Origin of the sequence: Roseicyclus sp. (assembly GCF_052168335.1) — a bacterium.
GTDB lineage: Bacteria > Pseudomonadota > Alphaproteobacteria > Rhodobacterales > Rhodobacteraceae > Roseibacterium.
Map to the genome: position 1 here is coordinate 1 of NZ_JBQLZP010000493.1, position 4,582 is coordinate 4,582.

Consider the following 4,582-nt stretch of genomic DNA (forward strand, 5'->3'; position numbering starts at 1 on the left):
CACTCGGCCTCCTCCGCCTCGAGCGCGCCGATGACCCGCCGCGCCGCCTCGAGGAACCGCGCGCCCTCGGGCGTCAGTCTCTGGCCCCGCGTCGTCCGGTGCAGGAGCGTCGCGCCCAGCCGCGCCTCCAGCCGCTGCACCACCTGGCTGACGAAGGGCTGGCTCGCGCCCAGCGCGTGCGCCGCCTGCGTGAAGCCGCCCGTCTCCACCACCGCGCGGAACACCCGCATCTCGAGAAGCCTGTCGTCCTTCATGCCCAGCCCTGCAATAACAGTTATTGCATTGGCATCATTGATCGGGCGCGCCCCCGTTTTCAATATCCCGACAGCAGCGCCCGCCGCCGGGCGGCATGGAGGGAGGACCATAGCGATGCTCGACCTTGGAAACCGCGTCTCGATATACCAGCCCGAGCAGGAGGGGCTGATCTTTCCCGAACTGCCCGAATTCGCCTCGGTCGAGGAGGAGAGGCGCCACCGCAAGGAGCGTCTCGTCGCCGCCTGCCGCGCCTTTGCGCTCCAGGGCTTCGACTACGGCTTCGCCGGGCACCTGACCGTGCGCGACCCCGCGCGGCCCGAGCTCTACTGGACCAACCCGATGTGCGTGCACTTCGACAAGGTGAAGATGTCGAACCTGATCCTGGTGGATCACGAGGGCACCGTCATCGAGGGCAGGCACGCGGTGAACCGCGCGGGCTTCGTCCTGCACGCGAATGTCCACGAGGCGCATCCGGACATCATCGCGATGTGCCATGCGCACACGGTCCACGGCACGGCGTGGTGCGCGACGGGGCGGCCCATCGACCCGATCACGCAGGACGCCTGCGCCTTCTTCGAGGATCACGTCGTCATCGGCGAACAGGGCGGCGCGGTGGCGGTCGAGAACCACGCAGGGTCCGACGTGGCCAAGGCCTTCAAGGGCGTGAAGGCCGCGCTGCACCAGAACCACGGCCTCCTGACCGCCTCGCGCCACTCGATCGAGAGCGCCGCGTTCTGGTTCATCGCGCTCGAGCGCTGCTGCCAGCAGCAGCTCGCCATCGCCGCGTCGGGGATCGAACCCATCCGCATCCCCTCCGACCGCGCGCGCTACAGCCGCGAACACGTGGGCAGCGAGTATATCGGCTGGCTGCACTTCCAGACGATCTGGAACCAGCTCGTCGAGGACCAGCCGGACATGTTCGACTGAGCCGCCGCGCATGAACCTGAGCACACTCGCCGCGGCGCGGGCGGAGGCGGGCCGCCCCGTCCGCGTGGCGCTGATCGGGGCCGGCAAGTTCGGCTCCATGTTCCTGTCGCAGGTGCCGACGATCGCGGGACTCGAGGTCTCGGCCATCGCCGATCTCGACCCGGAGACGGCGCGCGCCGCCTGCCGCGAGGTCGGCTGGGACGAGACGCGCATCGCCGCCACCCGCTTCACCGGCAGCATCGAGGCGGCGCTCGGCGGCGCCGAGGTGATGGTCGAGGCCACGGGTCACCCCGAGGCCGGGATCGCCCACGCGCTGACCGCCATCGAGGCGGGCGTCCATGTCGTCATGGTGAACGTGGAGGCGGATGTCCTCGCCGGTCCGGTGCTGGCCGGAAAGGCGCGCGAGGCGGGCGTCGTCTACTCCATGGCCTATGGCGACCAGCCCGCGCTCGTGGCCGAGATGGTGGACTGGGCGCGGGCGGCGGGCTTCACCGTCGCGGCGGCGGGCAAGGGCACGAAGTACCTGCCGCACTACCACGGCGTGACGCCCGACGATGTCTGGAGCCACTACGGACTGACGCCGGAGGCGGCGCGCGCGGCGGGCATGAACCCGCAGATGTTCAACTCCTTCCTCGACGGCACGAAAAGCGCGCTCGAGATGGCGGCCATCGCAAACGCCTGCGGGCTCGACGTTCCCTCGGACGGCCTGTCCTTCCCGCCCTGCGGCGTCGACGACCTCGCGCATGTGCTGCGTCCGCGCGACATCGGCGGCTGCCTCGAGGGCGAGGGCATGGTCGAGGTCGTGTCCTCGCTCGAGCGCGACGGTCGGCCCGTCTTCCGCGACCTGCGCTGGGGCGTCTACGTGGTCCTGAAGGCGCCCAACGACTACGCCGCCGCCTGTTTCCGGCAATACGGCCTGCCGACCGACGCGACGGGGCGCTACGCCGCGATGTACAAGCCCTTCCACCTGATCGGGATGGAGCTGTCGATCTCGATCCTCTCCGCCGCGCTCCGGGGCGAGCCCACGGGGAGCACGCGCGACTGGCGCGGCGACGTGGCGGCCGTGGCCAAGCGCGACCTCCGGGCGGGCGAAACGCTCGACGGCGAGGGCGGCTACACCGTCTACGGGCGGCTCGTGCCCGCCTCCCGCAGCGCGGCCGAGCGGCTTCTCCCCATCGGCCTCGCCCATGGCGTCCGGCTCCTGCGGCCCGTCAGGGCCGGTGCGGTCCTGACGATGGAAGACGTGGCGCTCGACGCGAACCGCCATGCGGTCCGCCTGCGCCACCAGATGATCGAGGCCGCCGGATGAGCCGCATCTCCTTCGACCACTGCGTGATCCATGTCGGCGACTGGGAGCGCGCGATGGTGTTCTACCGCGACGTGCTGGAGGCGGAGATCGTCCCTTACGGGCGCGGCTACCTCTTCCGCTTCGGGGCCGTGCAGCTCAACACCCACGGGCCGGAGCAGATCGGCCACCCCCGCGCGCAGCTTCCCGTGATGCCAGGCGGCAGCGACATCTGCTTCGAGTGGACAGGGCCGATCGAGGACGCGGCGGCCCATCTCGCGGCGCACGGCGTTGCGGTGGAACTCGGCCCGGTGGAGCGCACCGGCGCGCGCGGACAGGGGATGAGCGTCTATTTCCGCGACCCCGACGGGTCGCTGCTGGAGTTCATCTCCTACGAATAGGCGCCATCTCAGGCGACCCCATTGCAGTCGCGCGAGGGGGCAGGCAAATGTCCCCGCGACACAGCCCCCCGCCCCGGAGCGACCATGACCCCCGAGACCGCCGCCCGCATCGCCCGGACCATCGCCACCGACATCGGCGCCCGCCCCGACCAGGTGGCGGCGGCGGTGTCGCTGCTCGACGGGGGCGCGACCGTGCCCTTCATCGCGCGCTACCGCAAGGAGGTGACGGGCGGCCTCGACGACACGCAGCTCCGCACGCTGGGCGACCGGCTGGCCTACCTGCGCGAGCTGGAGGCGCGGCGCCAGACCGTCCTCGACAGCATCCGCGAGCAGGGCAAGCTGACCGGGGCGCTCGAGGCGCAGATCGCCGCCGCCGAGACCAAGGCCGTGCTGGAAGACCTCTACCTCCCCTACAAGCCCAAGCGGCGCACGAAGGCGATGATCGCGCGCGAGAACGGGCTGGAGCCGCTCGCCGACGCGATCCTCGCCGACCGGCGGGCCGAGCCCGAGGCTCTGGCGCAGGGCTACCTGTCGGAGGCCGTGCCGGACGCGAAGGAGGCGCTGTCGGGCGCGCGCGACATCCTGGCCGAGCGGCTGACGGAGGACGCGGCCCTCATCGGCCGCCTGCGCGAGTTCATGCAGAAGGAGGCCTTCCTCACCGCCCGCGTGATCGAGGGGCAGGAGGAGAAGGGCGCGAAGTTCTCCGACTACTTCGACCACCGCGAGAAATGGGCCGACGTGCCGAGCCACCGCGCGCTCGCCATGATGCGCGGCGCCTCCGAGGGGGTCCTGACGCTCGACATCGCGCCCGAGCCCGAGGCAGGGCGCGCGCGGGCGGAGGGCATGGTCGCGGCGGCGCTCGCCGTGGGCACCGCGGGGCCCGGCGACACCTGGCTCCGTGGCGTCGCGGGCTGGACCTGGCGGGTCAAGCTCGCGCTTTCGCTGATGCTCGACCTGATGGGCGATCTGCGCCGCCGCGCGCAGGACGAGGCGATCCGCGTCTTCGCCCGGAACCTCAAGGACCTGCTGCTGGCCGCACCGGCGGGCGCGCGGACGACGATGGGCCTCGACCCCGGCATCCGCACCGGCGTGAAGGTCGCCGTGGTGGACGCGACCGGCAAGCTCCTCGACACGGCGACGGTCTACCCGTTCCAGCCGAAGAACGACCTGCGCGGCACGGCGGAGGTGCTTTCGGCGCTGATCGCTCGGCACGGCGTCGATCTCGTCGCCATCGGCAACGGCACCGGCAGCCGCGAGACCGACCGCCTCGTGGGCGAGGTGATCGGACAGCTCAAGGGCAGGAAGCCCACCAAGGTCATCGTGTCGGAGGCCGGCGCCTCGGTCTATTCCGCCTCCGAACTCGCCGCGCGCGAGTTCCCCGGCCTCGACGTCTCGCTCCGCGGCGCGGTCTCCATCGCCCGCCGCCTCCAGGACCCGCTGGCGGAACTCGTGAAGATCGAACCCAAGGCCATCGGCGTCGGCCAGTACCAGCACGACGTGGACCAGCATCGGCTGGGGCAGGCGCTCGACGGTGTGGTCGAGGACGCGGTGAACGCGGTGGGCGTCGACCTCAACACCGCGTCGGCGCCGCTTCTGGCGCGGGTCTCGGGCCTCGGGCCGTCACTGGCCGAAGCCATCGTCGCCCGGAGGGACGAGGCCGGGGCCTTCCGCACGCGCAAGGACCTGTTGAGCGTGCCGCGCCTCGGACCCAAGG

General features: G+C 71.6%; 5 protein-coding genes. 4 read left to right on the forward strand and 1 reads right to left on the reverse strand.

What is annotated here, in order from left to right:
• Positions 1-254, reverse strand: a 254-nt coding sequence (locus ACTS11_RS15160) for a LysR family transcriptional regulator (protein WP_442641137.1), incomplete at its 3' end; no start/stop codon positions are given.
• Between the two features lie 115 nt (positions 255-369).
• On the opposite strand from ACTS11_RS15160, the gene ACTS11_RS15165 reads away from it, so the two are divergent.
• The 4 genes from ACTS11_RS15165 to ACTS11_RS15180 form a co-directional block, all read left to right on the forward strand.
• The gene (locus ACTS11_RS15165) at positions 370-1,182 is read left to right on the forward strand and encodes a class II aldolase/adducin family protein (protein ID WP_442641138.1); all 813 of its coding nucleotides are present in this window, start codon (positions 370-372) and stop codon (positions 1,180-1,182) included.
• A gap of 10 nt (positions 1,183-1,192) precedes the next feature.
• Positions 1,193-2,491 (forward strand): NAD(P)H-dependent oxidoreductase, encoded by a 1,299-nt coding sequence (locus ACTS11_RS15170; protein ID WP_442641139.1) that lies wholly within the window; start codon positions 1,193-1,195, stop codon positions 2,489-2,491.
• Complete coding sequence (locus ACTS11_RS15175) at positions 2,488-2,868, forward strand: VOC family protein (RefSeq protein WP_442641140.1); 381 nt, start codon at positions 2,488-2,490, stop codon at positions 2,866-2,868. The genes ACTS11_RS15170 and ACTS11_RS15175 overlap by 4 nt, the downstream gene beginning before the upstream one ends.
• Before the next feature lie 84 nt (positions 2,869-2,952).
• Positions 2,953-4,582: Tex-like N-terminal domain-containing protein (locus ACTS11_RS15180; protein ID WP_442641141.1), on the forward strand; the 1,630-nt coding region annotated here is incomplete at its 3' end.